Raw genomic sequence first — 2,424 nt, forward strand, 5'->3', positions numbered from 1 at the left:
CGGCGATTCTCGGCCCAGACCCGGCCGCCATGGGCCTCGACGATCTGTTTGACGATCGACAGGCCGAGGCCCGAGTTGGCTCCGAACGCCGTCCCGCGCGGCCGCGAGGTGTAGAAGCGCTCGAACACCGTCTCCAGGTTCTCCGGCGGAATGCCCGGCCCGTCGTCGTCGACGCAGACCCGCACCGGCCGGTCCGGATCGATGTCGTCGCGCGACAGGCTGACCCGCACCTCGCCGCCGGGGGGGCTGAACGAGCGGGCGTTGTCGATCAGGTTGCGGAACACCTGGCCCAGAGGCCCGTCGCGGCCGCGGATCATGGCGTGTTCGGCCTCCGCCCCCGTGAAGATCACATGCACGCCGCCGTCCGGCTTGATCCCGGCCTCATAGACCCCGACGATCTCGCTCAGCAGCACGGTCAGGTCGATCGGGCGCGGCCGGTCGCGATTCAGCTCGGCGTCCAGCCGCGAGGCGTTGGAGATGTCGGTGATCAGCCGGTCCAGCCGCCGCACGTCCTGCTGCAGCAGGGAGGTCAGCTTCTCCCGCTGCGCCTCGGTCCGGACCAGAGGCAGGGTCTCCAGCGCCGAGCGGATCGAGGTCAGGGGGTTCTTGATCTCGTGCGCCACGTCGGCGGCGAACCGCTCGATGGCGTCCATCCGGTCCGACAGGGTCTCGGTCATGGTCTCCAGCGAGCGCGCCAGGTCGCCGATCTCGTCCTTGCGGTGGTCGAGGTCCGGCAGCGAGATGGCCCGCGCCCGTTGCAGCCGCACCGCATCCGCCGCCGCCGACAACCGCATCACCGGCCGCGCCACGAACAGGTGCAGCAGCAGGGACGACAGCAGCGACACGGTCAGGGCCACCAGGGCGAACGGCATCAGGGCCAGGCGCTGCGCCGCCAGGGTCTCGTCGACGTCGCCGGCCTCCAGCGTCAGCACGCCCAGCACCTGTTCGACATGGCGCACGGGGATGGAGACCGACACCACCCGATCGCCGCTCTCCGACATCCGCACGGTCGCCGACGACCGCCCCTCCAGCGCGTTCTCGACCTCTTCGGCCAGGGCTCTGCGAGCCTGCTCCAGATCGCGGGCGTCGCGGGCCTTTTCCTCGGCGTCGGGGACGACCGACGGGCTGCCGGCGGGCCGGGCCGGAGGCAGAGGCTCGCCCGGAATGGCCTCGGTCACCTGGTAGCTGTCGGCGACCACGATGCCGTCGACGTCGAACAGCCGGGCGCGCTGGCCCTCGGGGATGAAGTTGTCGCGCAGCCAGCGGCTGGCCTCGATGTAGTTGAGTTCGGGCGTCGGCTCGCCGCGGGTGACGCCGATCTGGGGCTCTCCCAGCACCTCGACCAGCAATTCCGCCTGGGCGGCCAGAGTCTCCTGCCGCGCCTCGATCAGGCCGCGCGACCATTCGTTCAGCACCAGCGCCCCGACGAACAGGATCAGCAGGCTGAGCAGGTTGAGGGCGAGGATGAAGCCGCCCAGCCGCGAGCCGCCGAACCGCCGCGGCGGGCGGGGCCGGTCGTCGTCGGCCGGATCGTCCGGCTCAGCTCTCGCGGTATCGGTAGCCGACGCCATACAGGGTCTCGATCGCGTCGAACTCGGGATCGACCACCCGGAACTTCTTGCGCATCCGCTTGACGTGGCTGTCGATGGTGCGGTCGTCGACATAGACCTGGTCGTCGTAGGCGGCGTCCATCAGGTTGTCGCGGCTCTTCACGAAGCCGGGGCGCTGGGCCAGGGCCTGAAGCAGCAGGAATTCGGTCACCGTCAGCTTCACCGGCCTGCCGTCCCAGGTGCACTCGTGCCGGGCCGGGTCCATCGACAGCTTGCCGCGCTTGATGGCCTTGGTCGAACCGTCGCCCGACGGTTCGGGCTCTCCGCCGTCCGCGCCGGTGCGCCGCAGCAGCGCCTTGACCCGCTCGATCAGCAGCCGCTGGCTGAACGGCTTGTGGATATAGTCGTCGGCGCCGAGGTTGAAGCCGAGGATCTCGTCGATCTCCTCGTCCTTCGAGGTCAGCATGATGACCGGGATCTGACTGGTCTGGCGCAGGCGGCGCAGAACCTCCATCCCGTCCATCCGGGGCATCTTCACGTCGAGGATGGCCAGGTCCGGCGGGTTCGACTCCAGCGCCTCGAGGCCCGAGGCCCCGTCATGGTAGGCGGTGATCTTGTGGCCATGGCTTTCCAGCGCCAGCGAGACGGACGCCACGATGTTTTCGTCGTCATCGACCAGGGTGATGTTCGCCAAGGCGCTCTCCTTGCAGGCTTCCGTTCCGCACTCAACGCGCGGCAAGCGTTACCGTTCTAAATCAACTGGGTCAGATTACGGCGATAAAATGGGCCGCCGAGCCTGAATGCGCAATGAAACCCGGCCTTAAAGCCTTGGCGCCATGATGCGGGGTCATCAGTGCGAGTGTTTCATGGCCGG

The 2,424-nt window shown here is 68.8% G+C and carries 2 protein-coding genes; both read right to left on the reverse strand.

What is annotated here, in order from left to right; genetic code table 11:
• On the reverse strand, positions 1 to 1,571 hold a 1,571-nt coding region (locus RDU12_RS14880; protein ID WP_308685415.1), incomplete at its 3' end, for a stimulus-sensing domain-containing protein.
• Positions 1,540 to 2,244 carry a response regulator transcription factor gene (locus RDU12_RS14885; protein WP_259554255.1) on the reverse strand — a complete coding sequence of 235 codons (705 nt, stop codon included), beginning with the start codon at positions 2,242 to 2,244 and terminating at the stop codon, positions 1,540 to 1,542. The genes RDU12_RS14880 and RDU12_RS14885, both read right to left, overlap by 32 nt.
• Between the last annotated feature and the right edge of the window lie 180 nt (positions 2,245 to 2,424).

Source organism: Brevundimonas sp., from assembly GCF_031082345.1.
Lineage (GTDB): Bacteria > Pseudomonadota > Alphaproteobacteria > Caulobacterales > Caulobacteraceae > Brevundimonas.